At 61.8% G+C, this 21,421-nt stretch carries 17 protein-coding genes; 12 read left to right on the top strand and 5 right to left on the bottom strand.

Going from position 1 to position 21,421, the window contains the following annotated elements:
- The first annotated feature begins 252 nt into the window (after nucleotides 1-252).
- The 7 genes from AB5Y48_RS08995 to AB5Y48_RS08965 all read left to right on the top strand — a co-directional run bounded on the left by AB5Y48_RS08995 (nucleotide 253) and on the right by AB5Y48_RS08965 (nucleotide 8,152).
- Nucleotides 253-510 (top strand): HPr family phosphocarrier protein, encoded by a 258-nt coding sequence (locus tag AB5Y48_RS08995; RefSeq protein ID WP_005338266.1) that lies wholly within the window; start codon nucleotides 253-255, stop codon nucleotides 508-510.
- Between the two features lie 50 nt (nucleotides 511-560).
- A complete protein-coding gene (gene ptsI, locus AB5Y48_RS08990) occupies nucleotides 561-2,288 on the top strand; it encodes a phosphoenolpyruvate-protein phosphotransferase PtsI (protein ID WP_050666047.1) in 1,728 nt (575 codons plus the stop codon).
- Nucleotides 2,289-2,332: 44 nt separating this feature from the next.
- Nucleotides 2,333-2,842 (top strand): PTS glucose transporter subunit IIA, encoded by a 510-nt coding sequence (gene crr, locus AB5Y48_RS08985; RefSeq protein ID WP_005356937.1) that lies wholly within the window; start codon nucleotides 2,333-2,335, stop codon nucleotides 2,840-2,842.
- A 151-nt stretch (nucleotides 2,843-2,993) separates the two neighbouring features.
- On the top strand, nucleotides 2,994-6,302 hold the full coding sequence (gene mscK, locus AB5Y48_RS08980) for a mechanosensitive channel MscK (RefSeq protein ID WP_368164245.1): 3,309 nt from the start codon (nucleotides 2,994-2,996) through the stop codon (nucleotides 6,300-6,302).
- Nucleotides 6,303-6,502: 200 nt separating this feature from the next.
- Nucleotides 6,503-7,033 carry an SRPBCC domain-containing protein gene (locus tag AB5Y48_RS08975; protein WP_368164292.1) on the top strand — a complete coding sequence of 177 codons (531 nt, stop codon included), beginning with the start codon at nucleotides 6,503-6,505 and terminating at the stop codon, nucleotides 7,031-7,033.
- Between the two features lie 38 nt (nucleotides 7,034-7,071).
- Nucleotides 7,072-7,383 (top strand): PTS fructose transporter subunit IIB, encoded by a 312-nt coding sequence (locus AB5Y48_RS08970; RefSeq protein ID WP_050666044.1) that lies wholly within the window; start codon nucleotides 7,072-7,074, stop codon nucleotides 7,381-7,383.
- Complete coding sequence (locus AB5Y48_RS08965) at nucleotides 7,370-8,152, top strand: PTS sugar transporter subunit IIA (protein ID WP_136613024.1); 783 nt, start codon at nucleotides 7,370-7,372, stop codon at nucleotides 8,150-8,152. The genes AB5Y48_RS08970 and AB5Y48_RS08965 overlap by 14 nt, the downstream gene beginning before the upstream one ends.
- On the opposite strand, the gene AB5Y48_RS08960 is transcribed toward AB5Y48_RS08965, so the two are convergent.
- Nucleotides 8,130-9,011, bottom strand: a complete 882-nt coding sequence (locus tag AB5Y48_RS08960; RefSeq protein WP_050666042.1) for a helix-turn-helix transcriptional regulator — start codon at nucleotides 9,009-9,011, stop codon at nucleotides 8,130-8,132. The two genes, AB5Y48_RS08965 and AB5Y48_RS08960, sit on opposite strands and share 23 nt — an antisense overlap.
- 103 nt (nucleotides 9,012-9,114) lie before the next feature.
- Between AB5Y48_RS08960 and manA the strand changes: the two genes are divergently transcribed.
- Nucleotides 9,115-10,302: a mannose-6-phosphate isomerase, class I gene (gene manA, locus AB5Y48_RS08955; RefSeq protein WP_368164244.1), complete on the top strand. Its 1,188-nt coding sequence runs from the start codon at nucleotides 9,115-9,117 to the stop codon at nucleotides 10,300-10,302.
- Nucleotides 10,303-10,359: 57 nt separating this feature from the next.
- Here the strand turns inward: manA and AB5Y48_RS08950 are convergent, their stop codons facing one another.
- Nucleotides 10,360-11,283, bottom strand: coding sequence for an exopolyphosphatase (locus tag AB5Y48_RS08950; RefSeq protein ID WP_368164243.1), 924 nt, complete (start codon nucleotides 11,281-11,283; stop codon nucleotides 10,360-10,362).
- A 156-nt stretch (nucleotides 11,284-11,439) separates the two neighbouring features.
- Here AB5Y48_RS08950 and kch point away from each other — a divergent pair, with 156 nt between their 5' ends.
- The 3 genes from kch (at nucleotide 11,440) to AB5Y48_RS08935 (ending at nucleotide 16,513) form a co-directional block, all read left to right on the top strand.
- Nucleotides 11,440-12,639 carry a voltage-gated potassium channel protein gene (gene kch / locus AB5Y48_RS08945; protein WP_368164242.1) on the top strand — a complete coding sequence of 400 codons (1,200 nt, stop codon included), beginning with the start codon at nucleotides 11,440-11,442 and terminating at the stop codon, nucleotides 12,637-12,639.
- Nucleotides 12,640-12,887: 248 nt separating this feature from the next.
- Nucleotides 12,888-14,621 carry a hypothetical protein gene (locus AB5Y48_RS08940; RefSeq protein ID WP_368164241.1) on the top strand — a complete coding sequence of 578 codons (1,734 nt, stop codon included), beginning with the start codon at nucleotides 12,888-12,890 and terminating at the stop codon, nucleotides 14,619-14,621.
- 626 nt (nucleotides 14,622-15,247) lie between these two features.
- Nucleotides 15,248-16,513 carry a RidA family protein gene (locus tag AB5Y48_RS08935; RefSeq protein WP_136613019.1) on the top strand — a complete coding sequence of 422 codons (1,266 nt, stop codon included), beginning with the start codon at nucleotides 15,248-15,250 and terminating at the stop codon, nucleotides 16,511-16,513.
- 67 nt (nucleotides 16,514-16,580) lie between these two features.
- On the opposite strand, the gene AB5Y48_RS08930 is transcribed toward AB5Y48_RS08935, so the two are convergent.
- Nucleotides 16,581-18,197, bottom strand: a complete 1,617-nt coding sequence (locus AB5Y48_RS08930) for an NAD(P)/FAD-dependent oxidoreductase (protein ID WP_368164240.1) — start codon at nucleotides 18,195-18,197, stop codon at nucleotides 16,581-16,583.
- Nucleotides 18,198-18,461: 264 nt separating this feature from the next.
- Between AB5Y48_RS08930 and fdxA the strand changes: the two genes are divergently transcribed.
- Complete coding sequence (fdxA, locus tag AB5Y48_RS08925) at nucleotides 18,462-18,785, top strand: ferredoxin FdxA (RefSeq protein ID WP_050666035.1); 324 nt, start codon at nucleotides 18,462-18,464, stop codon at nucleotides 18,783-18,785.
- Nucleotides 18,786-18,864: 79 nt separating this feature from the next.
- Here fdxA and AB5Y48_RS08920 read toward each other — a convergent pair whose 3' ends face one another.
- Both AB5Y48_RS08920 and AB5Y48_RS08915 read right to left on the bottom strand, forming a co-directional pair.
- A complete protein-coding gene (locus AB5Y48_RS08920; RefSeq protein WP_060584489.1) occupies nucleotides 18,865-19,599 on the bottom strand; it encodes an RNA methyltransferase in 735 nt (244 codons plus the stop codon).
- A gap of 51 nt (nucleotides 19,600-19,650) precedes the next feature.
- Nucleotides 19,651-21,396, bottom strand: coding sequence for an ABC transporter substrate-binding protein (locus AB5Y48_RS08915; RefSeq protein WP_368164239.1), 1,746 nt, complete (start codon nucleotides 21,394-21,396; stop codon nucleotides 19,651-19,653).
- Nucleotides 21,397-21,421: the final 25 nt, after the last annotated feature.

Raw genomic sequence — 21,421 nt, 5'->3', positions numbered from 1 at the left:
AGGTATCACAAAGTAACATAGTGTTATTTTTCGTTATGAAATAATCTCCAAGCCCGACGCCGTGCGGCCTTGCGAGAGAAATGACGAGAAAAATGAGCGTTCTCCACGGAGAAGTGCACAGAAAATTGACCTGGATTAAACCTTTGCCAGTTCGATTTCGTTACTTTACAACATATGCATACTGCAACTGTCCGGAAAACGGTTACATGTGCCGAACCGGACGTGAAAATATCAATAATATGGGGTGAAACCATGTACGAGAAGTCTGTAGTCATCACTGCTGAAAACGGCCTGCACACCCGTCCGGCAGCTCAGTTCGTCAAAGAAGCCAAAGAGTTCCAGAGCGAGATCACCGTGGTTTCCGGTGGTAAGTCCGCCAGCGCCAAGAGCCTGTTCAAACTGCAGACTCTGGGCCTGACCAAGGGCACCAACGTGACCATCCAGGCCGACGGCCCGGACGCCCAGCAAGCCGTAGAGAAGCTGGTAGCCCTGATGGACGAGCTGGAGTAATCCAGCTTTTCCCTCCCCCCACAGTCTTAGGTTCTATTTAGGATAGGGTTATGATATCTGGCATTCTGGCGTCCCCCGGCATTGCATTCGGCAAGGCGCTGCTCCTGAAAGAAGAAGAGATCGTGATCAACCAGGCTCCCATTGCACAGAGCCAGGTCGAGAGCGAAATCAGCCGCTTCATCGAAGCGCGCTCCAAATCCGCAACCCAGCTGGAAGCCATCAAAGAGATGGCGGGTCGCACCTTCGGTGAAGAGAAAGAGGCCATCTTCGAAGGCCACATCATGCTGCTCGAAGATGAAGAGCTGGAAGGCGATATCAAGTCCTTCATCAAAGAGAACCAGGCTTCGGCTGACCGTGCAATCTATGAGGTCATCGAGCAGTACGCCCGCATGATGGCGGAACTCGATGACCCCTATCTGCGCGAGCGTGCCACCGACTTCCGTGACATCGGTACCCGCCTCATCAAGAACACTCTGGGTATCCCCGTTGTCAACCTGAGCACCATCGATGAAGAGGTGATCCTGGTCGCCAAAGACCTGACCCCCTCCGAGACCGCTCAGATCAACCTGAAATACGTGCTGGGTTTTGTCACCGATATCGGTGGCCGCACCTCCCACACCTCCATCATGGCCCGCTCCCTCGAGCTGCCGGCCATCGTGGGCACCAACGACATCACCAACCGTGTCAAGAACGGCGACATGATCCTGCTCGACGCCATCAACAACAAGGTGGTGATCAACCCGAGCGACGCCGAGCTGACCCAGTTCAAAGAGACCCAGGCTCGCTACCAGGCCGAGAAAGATGAGCTGGCCAAGCTCAAGGATCTGCCGGCTATCACCCTGGACGGCCATCAGGTCGAGGTGTGCGCCAACATTGGTACCGTCAAGGATACCGAAGGTGCCATCCGCAACGGCGCCGAGGGTGTCGGTCTCTACCGCACCGAATTCCTGTTCATGGATCGTGACGCCCTGCCGAGCGAAGATGAGCAGTTCCAGGCCTACAAAGAAGTGGCCGCGGCCATGCCGAACCAGCCGATCATCGTCCGTACCATGGACATCGGCGGTGACAAGGAACTGCCCTACATGAACTTCCCGAAGGAGATGAACCCCTTCCTGGGCTGGCGCGCCGTGCGCATCTTCTTCGACCGTACCGACATCATGAATGCCCAGCTGCGCGCCATCCTGCGTGCCTCCGCCTTCGGCAAGCTGCGCATCATGTTCCCCATGATCATCTCCGTCGAGGAGTTCCGCAGCCTCAAGGCAACCGTGGAACAGCTGAAGGCCGAACTGCGCGCCGAAGGTCATGCCTTTGATGAGAACATCGAAGTGGGTATCATGGTCGAGACACCGGCTGCCGCCGTGATGGCTCACCACCTGGCCAAGGAAGTGGACTTCTTCAGCATCGGCACCAACGATCTGACCCAGTACACCCTGGCCGTGGACCGTGGCAACGAGATGATCTCCGCCATGTACAACCCGCTGTCGCCCTCCGTCCTGAACCTCATCAAGATGGTGATCGACGCGTCCCACGCCGAAGGCAAGTGGACCGGTATGTGCGGCGAGCTGGCTGGTGACGAGCGTGCTACCCTGCTGCTGCTCGGCATGGGGCTGGACGAGTTCTCCATGAGCGCTATCTCTGTTCCGCGCATCAAGAAGCTCATCCGCAACACCAACTTCGAAGATGTGAAGGCGATGGCAGACCAAGCCCTGAGCTTTGCAACCGCCGCCGAAATCGAAGCCTGCGTCGATAGCTTTATCAAGCAGAAGGCAGTCTGCTAAGATCGGCAGCAAACAGCGACAATAATTCTCTAGGAGCTTTAACTATGGGTCTGTTCGACAAACTGAAGAAACTGGTCTCCGACGACAGCAGCGACACCGGCGGCATCGAAATCTTTGCCCCTCTGTCCGGTGAAATCGTACCGATCGAAGATGTGCCGGATGTCGTGTTTGCCGAGAAGATCGTAGGCGACGGTATCGCCATCAAGCCGGCCGGCAACAAGATGGTTGCGCCGTGCGACGGTACCATCGGCAAGATTTTCGAGACCAACCACGCCTTCTCCCTGGAGTCTGACAGCGGCATCGAGCTGTTCGTCCACTTCGGTATCGACACCGTCGAACTGAAGGGCGAAGGCTTCAAGCGTATCGCTCAGGAAGGCCAGCAGGTCAAGAAGGGCGACGTGATCATCGAGTTCGATCTGGCGCTGCTGGAAGAGAAGGCCAAGTCTACCCTGACTCCGGTTGTCATCTCCAACATGGACGAGATCAAAGAGCTGACCAAGCTGACTGGCGCCGTGACCGTGGGTGAAACCCCGGTAATCCGCATCAAGAAGTAAGTCGCTGACGACCACGGTTGTCGAGTGAACGAGACCGGAGCCCCCAGGCTCCGGTTTTTTTTTCGCCCCCCCACTGCGCCACCCATTTGAGCGGTGATAGAATCCGCGCGCCCAAGTGAACCACAAGCCTGATGGCTACACCGGAATCCCTATGCGAATAATGAACAGAGGCGTGCTCCAGGCCATGCTGCTGATCCTGGTCAGTCTGATGCTGACCATACCTGCGGCTCAGGCGCAGGAGCCGCCGACCCGTAACCAGATCCAGCGTCAGCTCGACGAACTCGCCAAGCAGGAGACGCTGACGGCGGGCCAGCAGGATGACCAGAAACGCCTGAACGAGGCGCTCTCTACCCTGGATGCCATCACCAAGGCCAGGAACAAGGCCAAGGAGAGCGCCCAGCAACTGCGCGACCTGCCGACCCGGCTCAAGAGCGTGACCGCAGAACTGGCGGCGCTGGGCAAGGGGAAGAGCCGGGAAGAGCTGGCCAAAGAGTATGACAAACTCCCCCTGGAGCGCCTCGATGCCCTGCAGAGCGAGACCCTCACCAACCTGCAAACCCTGCAGGAGCAGCTTGGCGCCATCAATAGCCGTCTCACTTCGTTGCAGACATTGCCCGAGCGCGCCCAGGCCACCATGAGCCGGGATTACCAACGCAGCCAGGATATTCGTAGCCGACTCACCAGCGGTGAAGCCTCGTCGGCCGCCAAACTGCAACTGCAGGCCGAGCAGGTGCTCATCGAGCTGCAGCTGGCCCAGCTGCAAAAAGAGCTCGACAGCCGTACCGGCTTGCAGGAGTTCACCACCAAGCAGCGGGATCTGGTCAACCTTAAACTCTCGGCCGAGCAGCTGAGGCTGGAGGTGCTGCAAGAGCGCATCAGTGCCAAGCGGCTGGGAGCGACCGAGAAGGCGGCCGAGGAGACCGGCGAGCTGGTTGCCAACGAAGACAGCCCCCTGATCCAGCACGAGCAGGAGCTCAACCACCAGCTCAGCCAGCAGCTTATCGCCGCCACCGGCAACCTGAACCAGCTGGTACAGAAGAACCTGCAATCCAAGAGCTGGCTCGATCGCGGCACCCAGATGGAGCGCAACCTCAACGAGCAGGTGGAGATGCTCAAGGGCAACCTGCTGCTGTCGCGCATCCTCTATCAACTCTACCAACAGCTGGAGAGCGCCCCGACCCAGCTGGTGAAAAACCTGGCCGAACAGATCGCCGACTTGCACCTGGCCCAGTTCGAGCTGAGCCAACAGCGGGATCAGCTCTATCAGAAACAGAGCTATATCGACACTCTGATCGCCCAGAGCAGCGACCCGGTCAGCGACGAGGATCGCAACCAGCTGGCAGAGCTGGTGGACACCCGGATCGTCCTGCTCGATCAGCTCAACCGGCAGCTCGATTCGCAGCTCACCACCGCCATCAGCCTGCAACTGACCCAGCAGCAGATCCAGCGGGTCTACAGCCAGATAGAGTTCACCCTGCAGCAGCACATCTTCTGGGTAAGCAGCAACAAGCCTATCGACGGCAAGTGGCTGATCGCCTGGCCGGGTCTTGCCTTCAAGCAGTCGAGCGAGTGGGCATTGCGACCGGACTGGAGCCAGTGGGGCGAGATGCTGCTGCCGGTGAGCCTGCTGGCCCTGCCCATGCTGCTCCTCGCCGCCCTGCTGCGCTGGAAGCGTCCCTTGCTGCAACACAAGCAGGAGAAAATCCGCAAGGATCTCGGCCGCTTCCGCCAGGACAGTCAGTGGCACACCCCCAAGGCCCTGCTGTGGGTCCTCATCACTCGCCTGCCCGGCAGCCTGACCATAGGGGCCGTCGGCCTGCTGCTCACCTACTGCGGCCTGCTCAGCCCCAAGCTCATCTTCGTGATGACGGTCAACCTGGCCCTCGGCTACCTGGTCTTTGGCCTCTATCTCGATGTGATGCAACCGGGCGGCATCGGCGAGAGCCACTTCCGCCAGCCCAAGGCCGAGCTGCAGGCCAAGCACGCCAGCATGCGCTACCTCTGGCTACCCTTGCTGCCGCTTATCATGCTCTCCACCAAGGGGACGGTCGAGCCCTCCACCCTGGCCAATGACGTCATCGGCCAGGCCCTCACCATCGCCCTGTTGGCCCTGACCGCCTACCTGGTCTTCCCCATCAGCCGTGCCCGCATCAAGGGCGAGGCGAGCCTGGGGCAGAACCTGTTGGCCATGGCGCTGGCGCTGGCCCCCCTGGCCCTCATCGTGCTGGTGGTGATGGGCTACTACTACACCTCCCTCAAGCTGACCGGCCGCCTCATCGAGTCCTTCTACCTGATGCTGCTGTGGAGCCTGGTCTACCGCACCGCCCTGCGCGGGCTCGAGCTGGCAGCACGCCGTCTGGCCTGGCGCCGCGCCGTCGCCAAGCGCGAGCAGAAGGTCACCGAGGATGCGGAAGGAGGCGAGACGGTTGAAGAGCAGCCCATGGCACTGGAAGAGGTGAGCCAGCAGTCTCTGCGTCTGGCCCGCATCGTGCTTCTTGGCATCTTCGGCTTCGCCTTCTACTGGCTCTGGTCCGATCTGGTGGCCGTCTTCTCCTACCTCGACGGCATAGTGCTGTGGCACAAGAGCGAGGGCACCGGGGCCAATGCGGTGCTCTATCCGGTCAGCCTGCGCGATGTCATGGCCGGCCTCTTCATGCTCGGGGGCGCCTGGTCGCTGGCCCGCAACCTGCCCGGCCTGCTCGAGGTACTGGTGCTATCGCGCCTGCGCCTGGGCCAAGGCACCGCCTACGCCATCACCACCATGCTCAACTATGTGCTGCTGAGCGTGGGCGTGCTGGTCTCCCTCTCCCTGATGGGGGTGCAGTGGGACAAGTTGCAGTGGGTGGCGACCGGTCTGTCGGTCGGTATCGGCTTCGGCATGCAGCAAATCGTGTCGAACTTCGTCTCGGGCATCATCATCCTGTTCGAGCGTCCGGTGCGGATCGGTGACACCGTCACCATCGGCACCTTCTCGGGCACCGTCTCGAAGATCCGGATCCGGGCCACCACCCTCACCGACTTCGACCGCAAGGAGGTGATCATCCCGAACCAGCAGCTGATGACCGAACGTCTCATCAACTGGTCACTGAGCGATACGGTCACCCGGGTGATCGTCCGGGTCGGGGTGGCCTATGGCTCGGATCTCGAGATGACCCGCAAGCTGCTGCTGCAGGCCGCCCAGGAGAACAGCCGGGTGCTCAAGGAGCCGGAGCCCATCGTCTATTTCCTCACCTTTGGTGCCAGCACCCTGGATCATGAGCTGCGCTTCTTCGTCAGCGAATTGGGGGACAGAAACCCGGCCATCGACGAGCTGAACCGTCGCATCGACCTGCTCTTCAAGGAGCATGGCATCGAGATCGCCTTCAACCAGATGGATATCTACATCAAGAACATGAAGGGGGACGAGCAGAAGATAGAGTCACGCTCTTCCCTCCCTCCCGCCGACGAGGCCAAGGGTTAATCCCCTAGCCTGCCCAGAGGCCCGCTCCGTGCGGGCCTCTCTTATTTCGGCCCCCCACGATCCTGGCCCTCTTCTCCCCCTCCCTCTATGTTTACTGACAAGGTTATCGGACCACTTCTGACGGCCACATTTTGGCCTCCCCCCTTGGAGGCAGATGGAGCTATACTGGTCCGACTGCATGACCCAGGAGGGCGTACGTGATGGAAAACAAGCAGCTTGAAGGTAGTATTCTCATCCCGGCCCCGGTCGAGGCGGTCTGGAATGCCTGGACCACGGAGCATGGTATCCGCAGCTTCCTGGCCCCCGATTGTCTGGTGGTGGCCGAACCCAACGGTCCCTTCGAGATCTATTTTCGCCCCGACGAGGCCCACGGCCTGCGTGGCACCGAGGGGTGCCGTATGATGGCGGTGATGCCCTATGATCTGCTCAGCTTCAGCTGGAACTTTCCACCCCATCTGACCCATATCCGTCATCAGAAGACCCAGGTCTGTCTGCGCTTCGCCCCGGAGGGGATGAGCACCCGCCTCCACTTCGTCCAGACCGGCTGGGCCAACGATCCGGAGTGGAATCAGGGTTTCGAGTTCTTTCAGGACGAGTGGTTCAACCTCTTCCTGCCACGCCTGCGCTGGTACTTCCTCAATGGTCCCGTTGACTGGCGCGATCCGCCGAGCCTGGAGGCACTCGCCACCACGGGTGCCGACTACTGCGTCATTGGCTGCGCCACGGTTTGAGGCTATGCTGGGGGCCCGTTGTCAGCAGCCCTCAGCCCATGAATATCGTCGCCGTCACCGCCTGCCCTACCGGTATTGCCCACACCTACATGGCCGCCGACGCCCTGCGCAAGGCGGCCAATGCCCTCAACATGAAGATCAAGGTCGAGACTCAGGGCGCCATGGGGATCGAGAACATCCTCACCGCCCACGACATCGCCCGGGCCGATCTGGTGCTGCTTGCCTCCGATATCGAGGTCGAGCAGAAGGAGCGCTTCCTCGGCTGCCCCCAGCGTCGGGTCTCTCTCGAGGCGGTGCTGCTCGATCCCATCGCCGTGCTGCAGGCGGCAGGTGGCCATGCCCCGGCGTGAGCTCACCTTCTACTGCCATCGCCCCCTTACCATTCCCCAGGCACGCCAGCTGCGGCGGCTCGGGGGCATGTTCCGCGCCCGACTCTGCCTGATTAACCTGAGCCGTCGCCAGCAGGGGGACCCGGCGCAACTGCTGGCCCTGCTCAGCGCCGCCGCGCGTCAGGGGGATCTTTGCCAACTGGTGATCGAGGGAGCGGATGCCGAGCTGGCCCACATGGTGCTTACCTCCTGGGTCACCGAGCTGGGACACTTGCTGGGCGGCAAGCGCCCCGGCTTCGCCCAGGCCCAGAGCCGGCTCGAACGTGCACTGCCCGGCTATCGTCTGACGCCGGCCATGGTGAGTGAGCGACACGATCCCCTCACCAAAGAGCAGGCGTTGGCACATCTGGTGGGGCGACTCCCTGCCGATATCCTGACGGACCCGGAACAGCTGCTCCGTCAATTGCAAGAGCGCGAGCAGATCTCTCCCACCCTGATCCGCGCCGGGCTCGCCATGCCCCATGTGCTGAGCGAGGCGGTGCAGGCCCCCGCCCTGACCCTGCTGCAGAGCCCGCTCGGACTGGAATGGGGCTCCCCCCTCGGGCCAGTCAATACCCTGATCCTGATGGCGGCCCCGCGTGCGCTCCCGCCCGAGCGACTGCGCCCCCTCCCCACCCTGGTGCAAAACCTGCTGGGAGAGACGCTGGGCCCGGCGCTGCTGCGCGCCTCCAGCGCCAGCGCTCGTCACGCCATCCTGGTCGAGGGTCTCACCACTTGGGTGACGCTGTAACGGCCCCCTCTCCCGGCTGGCTCAGCTCCCGGTATTGAGAGGGCGTCAGGCCAGTCTTCTGCTTGAAGACCCGGCAGAAGTAGTTCACGTCCCGATAGCCACAGCGGCGGGAGACCTCCTCGAGGCGAAAGCGATACTTCTTGAGCATGAATTTCGCCCGCTCCAGCCTCACCCAGCCTATGTAATCAGCCAGGCGCATGTGTCCCTGCTGGCGAAACAGGCGTGACAGGTGGCTGGCCGAGAGGTTGAAACGTGCCGCTATGCTCTCCCGGCAGATGGGGCGGTGGAAGTTCTCCTGAATGTAGATGCAGATGCCGTGGAACAGATCCGCCCCGCGGGCGCGTCCGGCGGCAGACTCCAGCAGCAGCTGGCGGCTCCCCGCCAGCAGGGCCAGTAGCAGGTAGTTATCCATCGGCGCCGTCACCGCCTCCCGGGCCAGGGTGTCGAGGGCCTGCAGTGTCGGATCCAGGGCGCGCCCGGTGGCCCCCGGGATACTGTGTTTCTTCACATCGGCAAACCCCGTCTCTCCCCGGCGCTTGACCACCAGGCTCAGCCCCAGTTGCCGCTTGCCAAAGAGCAGACTCAGCACGGTGCACTCCCGCTCCCAGTCCGGCTTGTTCCAACCATTGGGGGGAATATAGAGGGCCTGGCCCGGCAGCACACTCACCTCTCGCACCTCTTGCTCGGGGCACCAGAGCCGGTTCACATACTCGCCGTCGAACACCAGCTCGAGACGGGGAAAGTTGACCTGGTAGCTAAAGCTGGGGGGGACCCCGCGATCGGCGGCAAACCACACCCGCTCAAAGCCGGCGTCGGCGCCGAGCAGCCCATCCAGCAACTGGGTAAAAACAAGGCTCATCAATGATCTCGCTCAAGGGGAGCGACCACGCCGTTGGGTCGCGCCATCCCCGCCATGTTATAGTCCGCACCTGTTCCGTTGATGCCGTATGAGGAGCCCATCCATGAGCCAGTGCGCCTTCTTTCCGATGACCAACCCCATCCAGGGGTATGAGTGGGGCAGTCGCCATGCCCTGACCCGGCTGTTTGGCATCGCCAACCCCGATGAGCAGCCCCAGGCCGAGCTCTGGATGGGTGCCCATCCCAGCGGCTGCTCGCTGGTCGAGCAGGAGGGTCAGCTGATTCGTCTCGACGCCCTCATCGCCGCCGATCCGGCCGCCATGCTGGGCGAGGCGACGGTGACGCGCTTCGGTACCCTCCCCTTCCTGTTCAAGGTGCTCTGCGCCGAAAAGGCCCTCTCCATCCAGGTGCACCCGAGCAAGGCCCAGGCCGAGGCGGGGTTTGCCCGGGACAACGAGGCCGGGCTCGCCCCCAATGCCCCCCATCGTAACTATCGGGACGACAATCACAAGCCCGAGCTGGTCTTCGCCCTCACCCCTTACCAGGCCATGAACGGTTTTCGGCCCCACGCCGAGATCCTCGCCCTGTTCGAGCGCCTCGCCTCACCGGCCCTGGCCCCTCTGGTAGAGGCCTTCGCCCGCGCGCAACATGAAGCGGGTCTGGCCACTCTGTTTCGTGCCCTGCTGACTCTGCAGGGGGCCCAAAAAGAGGCAGCCCTGGCCGATCTGGCCCGCACCGCCGCAGCCTGTCGCACGGAGGAGACCTTCGCCCTCATCCTGCACCTCTTCGAGCAGTACCCCGGGGATGTGGGACTGTTTGCTCCGCTGCTGCTCAATGTGGTGACCCTGCAACCCGGTCAGGCTATGTTCCTCGACGCCTGCACCCCCCACGCCTATGTGCGTGGCACCGGCCTCGAGATCATGGCCAACTCCGACAACGTGCTGCGCGCCGGTCTCACTCCCAAGCACATGGATGTGGACGAACTGCTCGCCTGCACCCGCTGCGAGCCCAAGCCCGCCGCCGAGATCCTGCTCGCCCCCCGGAGAGAGGGACGTTGCTGCCACTTCCAGGTGCCGGTGCCCGACTTCACCTTCCGCATCTACGAGGCGGGGGAGCACGAGCTGCAGAGCCAAAGCGCCGAGGTGATCTTCGCCATTGACGCCCCCGTTACCCTCGTCAGCGGCGAGCAGCGCCTCTCCCTGGCTATCGGACATTCGGCCTTCGTGCCCGCCAGCACGGCCCGCTATCGGGTCGAGAGCGAGGGGCGCTTCGCCCGGGCAGGCAACCGCTAAACCGGTCGTCACAATGAGAGCGGGAGGCCATGGCCTCCCGCTCTTTATTTGGCTGCGTTACCCCTGGGTAAGCGCCTCGATAAGGGCCCTGAGCCGGGTCTCGGCCTCCTCGTTGGCCACCTGGCAGGTGCCTGCATTGGCATGTCCGCCCCCGCCGTTGGCCAGCATGAGTTCCCCTATGTTCACATGGGGGTCGAGATTGAGGATGGAGGCCCCCACGGCGAAGACGGTGTTCTGTTTCTCCCGCCCCCACATCACATGGACCGAGACGTTGCACTCGGGGAAGAGGGCATAGATGAGGAAGCGGTTGGCCGCGTAGATGATCCCTTCGTCGCGCAGATCGAGCACCACCAGATTACCCAGTACCCGACTGCAGCGCCGGATCTGCTCCCGGGCCAGGGGCTCGTGCTCAAAATAGAGACGACTGCGCTCCTCCACATCGGGCAGGGCCAACACCTGCTCAATGGTGTGGGCACGGCAATAGCGGATGAGATCCATCATCAGGGCATAGTTGGAGATGCGAAACTCGCGGAAACGCCCGAGCCCGGTACGGGCATCCATCAGGTAGTTGAGCTGCACCCACCCCTGTGGCTGGAGGATCTCGTCCCGGCTGAAACGGGCCGAATCGGCCTTGTCCACCGCCACCATCATGTCGTCGGCAATATGGGGGAAGCGGGCCTTGCCACCGAAGTGCTCATAGACCACTCGGGCCGCGGAGGGGGCATTGCCATCGATGATGTGATTGGGGCGCTCCCCGCTGTTGCGCAGGGTCTCCGAATGGTGATGATCGAACACCAGATGGGCCCCCGGCACATAGGGGAGATTGGTCACTATGTCACGCCCGTCGATGGCGACCTTGCCATCCTGCATATCCTTGGGGTGTACGAAGAGGATGTCGTCGATCATCTCCAGTTCGTTGAGAAGCACCGCACACACCAGACCATCGAAGTCGCTGCGGGTCACCAATCGGTATTTAGTCATAGGGAGGCTACTCCATGCCGGGGTAAGAATGTGCCCGAACTCGGGCACCAACACGCTTTGAGGTTAATCGCCCCCGCGCCCCTTCGCCAACCCGCGGCATGACCCAAAAGGACCTTGGTGGTAGGATCCCGTGGTCACATCGAGAGGAGAACGAGGGTGAGCCGCTGGAATCGACTCAGGCAGGGAATGAGACAGGGCTGGCAGAGCCTGCGCCACGGCATGGTGGCCCTGGCCGTATTGCTCAACGGCCTGCTCATCTTCAGGACCATCTATGGTATGCCGGTGGATCTGCTGGATATCTTTCACCTGCGCACCCTGGCGGGGCTGGACTTGTCACTCCTGATCAACGGACCCTGGTTTATGCTGGGGGTCTTTCTGGTGCTCAGCACTCTGGGCCTGCTGTTTCGGGCCAGGCTCGCCTGGGCCCTGAGCCTGGTGCTGCTGCTCATCACCCTGATCTATATGCTCCGCTTCTATCCGAATCTGCACCCCAATGCGGCACTCTGCCTTGCCACCATGGCCTCCCTGCTGCTATTGCGCCGGGATTTCAATCGCAGCAGCGCCACCGCCGGCAGTATCTTCGCCTTTATCAGCTTCGCCTCTCTGCTCTTCTATTCCAGCTACGGAGCCCTCTATCTGGGAGACGGCTTCGAGCCTCCCATCGAAAACCTGATGGGCGCCTTCTACTTCTCCATCGAGACCATGACCACGGTGGGTTACGGGGACATACTGCCGGTCTCGGAGGCGGCCCGCCTCTTCACCGTCTCCGTGATCATCGCCGGCATCACCGTCTTCGCCACCTCCATGAGCACCATCTTCGGCCCCCTCATCAGCGGTGGCCTCAGCAAGCTAGTCAAAGGGGACCATAAAACCATGCAGCGCAAGGATCACTTCATCATCTGCGGCCACTCCATGCTGGCCATCAATACCCTGTTGCAGTTGCACGAGCGCGGGCAGCCCATCACCCTCATCGTCAATCTGGGAGAGGAGGAGCTGGCCCAGCTGCGCCAGCGGTTGGGGGGAGACTATGACATCATGGCCGGTGACAGCAGCGACAATGCCACCCTGACACTGGCCGGTATCGGCGGCTGCAAGGCGATCCTGGCTCTGGGTGATAACGATGCCGACAACGCCTTCGTGGTACTGGCGGCCCATGATCTGGCCCCCGGAAGCAAGACCATAGTGGCGGTCAACGACAGCAAGAACATCAACAAGATCAAGAAGGTGCAGCCCGATATTCTGCTGTCGCCCCAGCTCTTCGGCAGTGAGGTGCTGGCCCGGGTACTCAACGGGGAGGAGATAGACAACCAGATGCTGATCTCTTTGCTGCTGACCCAGGGCAAGGAGGCATCCTGATGGTCCATTATTGTCAACAAGATCAATAACATAACCAGGAATAGAGTCCGACAGCTCGCCTATTTAATCACCCGATGCCACCCCTGTAGAAGGGGAACGCTGGCACTCTGCGGCGCCACTCACACTACTCAAAAGAGGTAGTTAAAAACCAAAAGGGAGTCATTGTAGCCACGAATTGATGGGTCCATATTGGCGCGGTTCCGACCCCGGTCGGCACGTCACGCATACAACAATAATGGAGAAAAACCATGAGTTTCAGGCTATATGGCTGGGCGCTGCTGCTGCCCCTGGCCGCTCAGGCACAGGGCGACCCCGTCGCCCTGCTACAATCGACCCCCTTCTATCAGGAGGCCTGCCACTCCAGTGGAGAGCCCCTCGCGCTGGCCCCGTGCAACTACACCATGCTGGATCTGGCGGGGCGCACCCGGGAGGAGCGGCGAGCCCTCACCCGCCAGATAACCGGTCTGGGTTTTGACAGCCCTTATGTGCTGGTGCTCTATCCCCGTGAGGCCGCACGGCGCCAGATCTATCTGCTCGATACCCTGGATGAACCCTATCTCCTCGAGCTGCTCTATGATCGGCTCGACAGACCGGCGCCCAGGGCCCGCCGCATGGCCCGCTCGGCGGGCACCGAGGCAACCCCGCTGCACGAGGTCGCCATCATCAAGCACCTCCCCCTTGGCCGCGATGGCAAGGGCAGCGCGGATCTCAAGTACAAGGTGAGGATGTACAGCACCTCCCCCTACTACAGCCAGGGCAGCGATTCGGACAAGTATGTGGAGGTGTTACTCGAAGAGGGGGCCGGGATCACCTTCCTGCCCGAGAAGGAGCACTACTACCTGCATCGCACCTTCTCCTCGCGCAAGGACAACAGCAAAAACTTCGTCTATCGCCAGTACCTCGACAGTGTCCGCTCCCGGGTGAGCATCACGGCCCCCGCCAGGATGAACCGCTTGGTCCCGACCCAGCAGATGCAAGACAGCACCAGCTACCAGAAGGAGGAGAACACCACCGTCAAGGTGGGCTTCAGCAGCTTCCCCAAGATCCCCATCAAGGACATCTCGGTCGGCGTCAGCAGCAAGACCACCATAGAGGCCAAGACCTCCTACACCCTCAACGCCGCCAACGACGAGCGCTCTGCCTGGGTCGAGTACGCCAACAACCTCTATGGCTCGCGCGGCAGCAACAAGTACTGCGACCTCAACACCGCCAGCGGCTGGTGCTGGGACTACTACGACCAGGGGGGCGCTCCATACGACTTCAACAAGATCCGTGACACCATCCCCACCGCCATGGCGGGCATGAAGCCCGAGTTCAAGGTGCAGATGCGGGCGCCCCGCGAGGCCAGTGGCCACTCCACCCTCACGGTGGAGACCGATATCCGGGGCATCGAGTTGCTGGCCCACAATCGCTGGATCATCGGTCGTCGCTGGGGAGCGGGTAACAAGCTGTGGCAGGACGATCAGAGCCGGGGAGCCAACGGGGAGTGGCGCACCGGTCAGGACTACCTGATCCAGCACTACCCAGTCCGCTTCGAGATGGACGTGGACTGGAGCAGCCCTCTCTTCCTCGGTGCCGACAGCGTCTACATCCAGTCCACCTATCTGAGCGAGCAGCAGGCCCACTGCCTCACCGTACGTTCGGGGCAACTCGGCTTCGAGCCCTGTCGGCTCGGCGACCGCAGCCAGGCCTTCGTCTTCGATCAGATGAATCGCTACCGCAGTGTGGCCGACCTCGACCGCTGCCTCAGCAGCGAACAGGGGCTGGCACTGAGCAGCCGCTGTGACCAGCCCCTGCCCCCCAACGGGCAAAACTGGCGCTGGCAGCAGCCCGAGCTCTTTGGTAACGACGTCCTCTTCACCGGTCGCAGCGATGGACGCATCAACCTGCTCGACGCAGCAGGGCCCGGCATCCTGACTCAGGAGGCCAACGCCCCCATTCCCAACACGGCGAGGTTCACCACCCAAAAACAGATCTGGTGATCATCCGGCCTCCACCCCCGCGGGTGGAGGCCCACCTCCTTGCATATTCATGGCATAAACTCCTGTCAATCCCCCCGATATTTCCCCGATGGATAGCCCGCCTGAAGCAATATCCTCATGGCCTTCATGCAATAGCGATGAATGATATTCCACCCCTGCCCGTCGCAGGCCAAAAATAGCCTGGCGCTAGCATATTTAACCGACCATGAGAAGGGGGGCAGCAAGGGTTAAAAATAGATATTCATGCAGATGAAGTGCATCGACCGCCCACATTATTCCTTTATTAACCCTCTGTTCACATCCCCTAACCGACGCCCGCCCACAGCATTGGCACACTCTGGAAGGTGATCGTTAAAAAAATCGACATACGTTTCCTGTTACCCATGAAATGAATAGCATCGGGACGATTTTTCAGAGCATTGAGGCGCCTCATAGAAATAGATTTTGGTTTTGCATCCGGTTTCTGACCGCTCCTAGAATCCCCCCTGTCTGAAACGATATTCCCTATCACCCCCTATAACGGGCAGCACAGAGACACCGTTGAGCAATCAATGACTCCGATGACGGCCTCACAAGAATCGATAGGGAAACCCTGAACCTTATAATCCATAGCGAGGTCGACTCCCATGAGTGGCACTATCATCAAGGCGGCAAGAAATACCGACAAGGCTCCCCTGAACCTGGGTCCCTACACCCAGAGCGTGGCCTTCTCCCACTACAACAACATCTCGGCCCAGCTCCCGGTTGACCTGGCTACCGGCAAGCTGATCGAGGGAGATGTCCAGGCTCAGGCCAGGGCGTGCCTCACCCATATCAAGGCCATTGTCGAGAGCATCGGCCATGTGATGGACGATGTGGTCAAGATCACCCTGTTCCTGCGCGACATGGGGGATCTGGAGGCGGTGAACGCCGTCTACGGCGAGTTCTTCCCGGCCTATGTACCGACCCGCTCCGTGCTGGCCGTTGCCGCCCTGCCCCTGGGTGCCCGGGTACAGATGGACGCCATCATCTCCAACGGTGAAGGGACCCATCCCCAGGCCCCCTGCGCCCTGATCAAGCTGGCCCGCGACAGCGAGCAAGCCCCCAGGAGCGCCTTCTCCACCCAGACGGTGGCCTTCTCCCACTACAACAACGTCTCGGCCCAACTGCCGCTGGATCCGGTCTCCGGTCAACTGGTCGAAGGTGGCATCAAGGCCCAGGCAGCCCAGTGCCTGAAGAACATCAAGGCAATCCTTGAGAGCATCGACGTTCCCTTCGACGATATCGTACGCGTCAACGTCTACCTCAAGAGCCTCGCCGATCTGGAGGCCGTCAACGAGGTCTACACCACCTTCTTCCCCGATTCAGGGATCGCCCGCGCCGCCGCTTATATGCCGGCTCGCTCCATCATCAGCGCCTCGGCCCTGCCCATGGATGCCCTGGTACAGATGGACGTGGTGGTCTCCCACGGGGATGGCACGCCGCCCCAACTGGTCGAGGATCGCCACGGCCTGGTGATCAGACCCCGTAACACGGATCTGGCGCCGCGCAGTGCCCTCTACACCCAGACTGTCGCCTTCTCTCACTACAACCACATCGCCGGCCAACTGCCCATCGACTCGGCCACCGGCAAGGTGCTGGCAGGGTGTGTCAGGGAGCAGGCCGGCCAGTGCCTGACCCAGCTCAAGGCGATCGTCGAGAGCATTGGTCATGTGATGGATGACATCGTCAAGATCAACATCCATCTGAAAAACATCGAGGATCTGGAGGCGGTCAACGCCATCTATACCCGCTACTTCCCCGACTACCTGCCGGCTCGCACCGTGATCGGCGTCGCCGAGCTGCCGGAAGGCGCCCTGATCCAGATGGATGCGGTGCTCTCCAACGCCGAGAGCACCCCGCCCCTGGCCTGATGATCCGGGATCTCCCTGCAGAAACAAAAAAGAGCTCAAACGAGCTCTTTTTTTTCTGCCTGGCGCCTTACGCCTGCTGCAGGCTGGCCAGCATGTCGAGGGCCACCGCCTCGGCGACCTTGATGCCGTCGATCCCCGCCGAGAGGATACCTCCCGCGTAACCGGCCCCTTCACCGGCCGGGTAGAAGCCCTTGAGGTTGATGCTCTGGTAATCCTTGCCGCGCTTGATGCAGACGGGCGAGGAGGTACGGGTCTCAACCCCGGTCAGCAGGCCGTCTTCCGAGGCGAAGCCCTTGATCTGGCGATCGAAGGCGGGGATGGCCTCGCGGATCGCCTCGATGGCAAAGGCCGGCAGGGCCTTGGAGAGATCGGTCAGATGAATCCCCGGGGTAAAGGAGGGCTGCACGTCCCCCAGCTCGCCGGGTTTACGCCCCTTGAGGAAGTCGCCGATCTTCTGGGCCGGCGCGTCGTAGGTCTCGCCGCCGAGGACATAGGCGTTGGCCTCCAGCTCGCGCTGCAGACGAATGCCCGCCAGGGGATCCCCCGGGTAGTCCTGCTCCGGCGAGATGCCGACCACGATGGCGCTGTTGGCGTTGCGCTCGGCACGCGAGTACTGGCTCATGCCGTTGGTCACCACGCGCCCCTCTTCCGAGGTGGCCGCCACCACTGTGCCGCCCGGGCACATGCAGAAGCTGTAGACGGTGCGGCCATTCTTGCAGTGGTGCACCAGCTTGTAGTCCGCGGCCCCCAGGATCGGGTGGCCGGCGCTCGGCCCGAAGCGGGCGGCATCGATCATCGACTGCTTGTGCTCGATACGAAAACCGACCGAGAAGGGCTTGGCCTCCATGTAGACGCCGCGCTCGTAGAGCATCTCGAAGGTGTCGCGGGCGCTGTGTCCGACCGCGAGCACCACGTGGCGCGTCTTGATCTCCTCGCCATTGGAGAGGGTCACCCCGGTTATCTGCCCCTCTTCCATGTGGATGTCGTCAACCCGGGTGCTAAAGCGGATCTCGCCGCCCAGCTCGAGGATTTTCGCCCGCATCTTCTCGATCATGGTCACCAGCTTGAAGGTGCCGATGTGGGGCTTGCTCACATAGAGGATCTCCTCCGGGGCGCCCGCCTCGACGAACTCGGTGATCACCTTGCGGCCGTAGAAGTGGGGATCCTTGACCTGGCTGTAGAGCTTGCCATCGGAGAAGGTGCCCGCCCCGCCCTCGCCAAACTGCACGTTGGACTCGGGGTTCAGGGTGCGCTTGCGCCAGAAACCGAAGGTGTCCTTGGTGCGCTCACGCACCTCCTTGCCGCGCTCGACGATGATGGGGTTAAAGCCCATCTGGGCCAGTACCAGGCCGGCAAACAGGCCACAGGGACCGAAACCGATCACCAGGGGGCGCTCTTGCAGGTTGTCAGGGGCCTTGGCCACAAACTTGTAGGCCATGTCCGGGGTCGGGCGCACCTGGGGGTCGCTTTTGAACTTGGCCAGCAGCGGCTCGGGGTTGGCCACCTCCACATCCACGGTATAGATGAGCTGGATATTGCTCTTCTTGCGGGCATCGTAGCCACGTTTAAACAGGCTAAAGGAGAGCACCTGCCCGGCAGGTATGGCCAGCTTGGCGGCAATGGCGTCGAGTAGCGCCCCTTCCTCGTGATCGAGCGGCAGCTTAAGTTCGGTTAAACGTATCATGGGATGTCTCGTGGATAATGGGTGTCTTGGCCTAACCAGCACAGTGGCGGCTCACAATGGCGCGCATTTTACGAAAATTCCCCCCGCCTGTCATACGGTCGATCCATGTCCGCGGGGCGCAGGCGGCAGGGTGAGGGCACCGGGAGAGCTACACTTGCCAAAGCGCGGGTTGAATTTTAGCGGCCGCTCAGTATCATCCCCGTTCTCCATTTTTGCGTGTACTTCGCGTGTGCGCTGCGGCTAACCAGAATAGAGCGAAGAGTCATGGCGTTTGTCGTCACCGAGAACTGTATCCAGTGTAAATACACCGACTGTGTGGCGGTCTGCCCGGCCGACGCCTTCCATGAGGGACCGAACTTCATGGTGATCAACCCGGTCGAGTGCATCGACTGCGGTCTGTGTGTACCGGAATGCACGGCCCAGGCCATCTTCCAGGAAGACGAGCTGGTGGGTGACGATCGCCTCTTTATCGAACTCAACGCCGAGCTCTCGACGCTATGGCCCAACCTGACCGAGGTCAGGCCGGCGATGGATGAGGCCGAGCGCTGGGACGGGGTGCCGGGCAAGCTCGGCATGCTCAAGCAGTAAGTGCTGCGAGCTCACAAAAAAAGCGTCGGCAACACCGACGCTTTTTTTATCCCTGACTTCTTATCCCTGAGGCATCTCGTCAGCCATGCTGGCGGCGCATATTATCGAGGATGATGCCGGTAGCCATGGCGACGTTGAGCGACTCGGCGCCGCCAAAGGCGGGAATGGTGATCTTGTCGGTCACACAGCGGGCGGCCTGCTCGCGAATGCCGTGGGATTCACTCCCCATCAGCAGGATCCCTTCGGCCTGGAAGGCGGTGCGATGGATGCTCTCCCCTTCCAGAAAGGCGCCATAGACCGGCAGACCCGCCTTGGCCAGATAGTCGGGCAAGTCGACCTGGCTCACCTGCACCCGGCCAAAGCTGCCCATGGTGGCGCTGATGGTCTTGGGGTTGTAGGGATCGGCGCTGTCCTGGCTGGCGACGATGTGCTGGATGCCATACCAGTCGGCCAGGCGAATGATGGTGCCGAGATTGCCGGGATCGGAGACCCCGTCGAGGGCAATCATCAGCCCCCTGGCCTTGGGCACCGCCACCTCGGGAATGGCCACCACGGCGATCGCCGCATTGTTGCTGACCAGGGTGCTGGCCTTGGTGAGATCCTCAAGGTCGGCGTCGATGCACTCGTAGCGGTGCAAGGCCTGCCCGTGCAGGGCGAGAAACTCGGGGGTGGCGAAGATCTGTTTGACCACCAGGTCGCTGTTGGCCAGCTCCAGAACGTTCTTCTCACCCTGAACCAGAAAGAGGCCGAGCGCCTTGCGCTGTTTCTTCTGCCCTAACGCGCGCAGCAATTTGAGTTGGTTCTTCGAAATCATGGTGTCGTCCCGGATAAAAGCGCGCCGATTATAGAGCAAAGCCTTGGTGAACTAAAGGCGCCCCCCGGAGCCAGGGTCTTCTTGTGGAGCACAGATATTGACCCCAAGTTCGGGCTCGTCGAGCCAGAGATGCCGGAAGGAGCAATACCCCTGATGGTTGACCTGGATCCCGCGCAGACGCGGGTCGAAGATGACGTGCTCCTGCTGGCGAAAGAGAGGCAGATAACGGTACTGGCTGCAGAGCCGGGTCTCCTGTTGCAAGAAGAGAGCAAGCCGCTCTTGCGGCCGGCAGCGGGCGAGGTGTGAGCGCAAGGTCGCGGCCATCTGCCTGTGCGCCCCCTGACCCAGTGCCAAAGAAATACCCGAGCTGGAAATAAGCAGCTCGAAGAGACCCCACTCCCCCTCACTGTCGAGCACCTCGGCGAGCAGCACCAGATCGGCCCCGTCAAGCTCCCCCATCTCACTACCCGACTCGGGCAAGGGCAACCAGTCGCACTCGATGCCGAGCCGCTCCAGGCTCTGGGCCAACCAGCGGCGCTGTCGCCGGCAACGCTCGTTGTCGGGTGCCGCGATGCGCAGGGGGCGCCCCAGGGGTGTCCAGGTCGGCGGCTCGGGACAGAGAGGGGGCAGCATATGGCCGCCGGGAAAGATCGAATTGGCGGGCACCATCTCTTCGGCATGGTGCCGAGCCTGCTCCAGATAGTGCCAGAGGGCCTGACGCCGCGCCTCCGTCTGCCAGAGGGGGCTCAGGTGATGGAAAATGAGATAGAAACAGCCCGCCGTCTCGTGGATCTGGTTGACCGCATCCCCTTGCGGGTGCTGACTGGGATTGGTATGCAGCCAGAGATTGGGCTGCCGGCCCGAGGGAAGAAGATGCCAGATCTCGATCTGCTCCAGCTGTGGCAAGAGCCCCCAATGGTGCTCGTGACGATGCAGGATCAGGTGATGTTCACTGCGCTGGTGCAGCTGGAAGGGGCCCGTGCCGAAGGGGGTGAAGCGCCCCACTGTGTCATGACTTCCCTCGCCGGCGATGATGCGGCTATGGGGATTGGCCAACAGCTGCAATAAAAAGGGATCGGGGTGGGCCAGACGCACTTCCACTTTTAACGGCGAGAGGGCCCGCACCTCAACGATATGCATATAGAGGGAGTAAAAGAGGCTCGCCGGATCCCTCAGCCGCTCGAGGGTACGGACCACATCTCCGGCTTCCAGAGTGGGGCCGTGGTGAAAGCGAACCCCGCTGCGCAGCCAAAAATGCCAGCAGAGCCCCTCTTCCCGCGCCTCCCAGTGGTGTGCCAGCGCAGGTTGAAGAGCGCCGTCGAGGGGAGAGACCTCGAGCAAGCCATCGTAGAGATGCTCGATAATATGCAGCGCACTGCTGCTACTGGTTCGGGCCGGATCCAGCTCGAGGATGGGGCAGGCCATGGGGATGATGATGCCGTCCACACAGCGGCGCCGCTGCACCATCTGGCCTAGCAGCTGGCCAAAGTCGGCCCGGGCCCCAATCTCCTCGAGCAGGGCCATGGCCAGATCGAGCTGTCCCCTCTGGCACGCCGCTTCGGCCTCCTGCATCGTGAGTCGATGGTGGCTCTGCAGTAGCGCAATCCGTGACCGATGGCCGCGCCCCCGCCCCGGTGACCAGCGGATCCAGCCCGCCTCGCTCAGAGAGCCCAGTACCAGCTGAATGTTGCGGCGGGAACAGCTAAAGGTCTGCGCCAACTCATCGAGGGTGATCTCCCCCTCTCCCAGGGGACCCAGTTTGTGCTCAAGCTGCAGCAGACGCCGTCTCTGACTCATGTTCCCCTCGTCGCGTTAAAGGCGT

Source organism: Aeromonas sp. R6-2 (genome assembly GCF_040908155.1).
Classification (GTDB): Bacteria; Pseudomonadota; Gammaproteobacteria; order Enterobacterales; family Aeromonadaceae; genus Aeromonas; species Aeromonas schubertii.
This window is presented reverse-complemented; position numbering and strand designations above follow the sequence as displayed.

Bases quoted from the DNA above. Each gene is read 5' to 3' on its own strand.
- AB5Y48_RS08950 (WP_368164243.1), bottom strand. From the start codon at position 11,283: ATGACTAAATACCGATTGGTGACCCGCAGCGACTTCGATGGTCTGGTG.
- AB5Y48_RS08930 (WP_368164240.1), bottom strand. From the start codon at position 18,197: ATGATACGTTTAACCGAACTTAAGCTGCCGCTCGATCACGAGGAAGGG.
- AB5Y48_RS08960 (WP_050666042.1), bottom strand. From the start codon at position 9,011: ATGAGCCTTGTTTTTACCCAGTTGCTGGATGGGCTGCTCGGCGCCGAC.
- AB5Y48_RS08920 (WP_060584489.1), bottom strand. From the start codon at position 19,599: ATGATTTCGAAGAACCAACTCAAATTGCTGCGCGCGTTAGGGCAGAAG.
- mscK (WP_368164245.1), top strand. From the start codon at position 2,994: ATGCGAATAATGAACAGAGGCGTGCTCCAGGCCATGCTGCTGATCCTG.
- AB5Y48_RS08965 (WP_136613024.1), top strand. From the start codon at position 7,370: ATGCCCCGGCGTGAGCTCACCTTCTACTGCCATCGCCCCCTTACCATT.
- fdxA (WP_050666035.1), top strand. From the start codon at position 18,462: ATGGCGTTTGTCGTCACCGAGAACTGTATCCAGTGTAAATACACCGAC.
- ptsI (WP_050666047.1), top strand. From the start codon at position 561: ATGATATCTGGCATTCTGGCGTCCCCCGGCATTGCATTCGGCAAGGCG.
- AB5Y48_RS08970 (WP_050666044.1), top strand. From the start codon at position 7,072: ATGAATATCGTCGCCGTCACCGCCTGCCCTACCGGTATTGCCCACACC.
- AB5Y48_RS08940 (WP_368164241.1), top strand. From the start codon at position 12,888: ATGAGTTTCAGGCTATATGGCTGGGCGCTGCTGCTGCCCCTGGCCGCT.
- AB5Y48_RS08915 (WP_368164239.1), bottom strand. From the start codon at position 21,396: ATGAGTCAGAGACGGCGTCTGCTGCAGCTTGAGCACAAACTGGGTCCC.
- manA (WP_368164244.1), top strand. From the start codon at position 9,115: ATGAGCCAGTGCGCCTTCTTTCCGATGACCAACCCCATCCAGGGGTAT.
- AB5Y48_RS08975 (WP_368164292.1), top strand. From the start codon at position 6,503: ATGGAAAACAAGCAGCTTGAAGGTAGTATTCTCATCCCGGCCCCGGTC.
- crr (WP_005356937.1), top strand. From the start codon at position 2,333: ATGGGTCTGTTCGACAAACTGAAGAAACTGGTCTCCGACGACAGCAGC.
- AB5Y48_RS08995 (WP_005338266.1), top strand. From the start codon at position 253: ATGTACGAGAAGTCTGTAGTCATCACTGCTGAAAACGGCCTGCACACC.
- AB5Y48_RS08935 (WP_136613019.1), top strand. From the start codon at position 15,248: ATGAGTGGCACTATCATCAAGGCGGCAAGAAATACCGACAAGGCTCCC.